This is a genomic window from Clostridium prolinivorans, from assembly GCF_004011155.1.
In the GTDB taxonomy this organism is placed as follows: Bacteria; Bacillota; Clostridia; order Clostridiales; family Clostridiaceae; genus Clostridium_AT; species Clostridium_AT prolinivorans.
This window is the reverse complement of sequence record NZ_RJWG01000057.1, coordinates 1-348: the sequence shown is the minus strand read 5'-3', so window position 1 is coordinate 348 and position 348 is coordinate 1. Positions and strand designations below refer to the sequence as shown.

Genomic DNA, 348 nt, shown 5'->3' with positions numbered 1-348 from the left:
ATAATACAGGGTCGTCTACCAGGAACAAAGATTAAAAAAGGTTTAATGTTCGGTTTTTTATTCTGCATGATGTGGTGTATATACTTATTTGAGCCTTTACCTCACGTTTCAAGCACATCACTGACCGAACTTTTTGCTTATCCAATAGTGGATGGAATATCACTTGTATTTTTAGGATTGCTGTTAGGAAAATTCGTTGCTGTAGATTCTCAATTGTCAGGGAAAGTATACATTAATCTTAACATTGTACCGTTAATGGCAATACCTGTATGTTTCCTGGTACTGAGAGTATTTTGTTATAGTATAGTTCATATTTATTCCTCTTTTACTGCCAATCCGTTAGGAACA

1 protein-coding gene is annotated in these 348 nt (G+C 34.5%); it reads left to right on the top strand.

Annotated features, from left to right (window positions below; all coding sequences use genetic code 11):
• On the top strand, window positions 1-348 hold a 348-nt coding region (locus tag EGD97_RS12315), incomplete at both ends, for a hypothetical protein (RefSeq protein ID WP_164850227.1).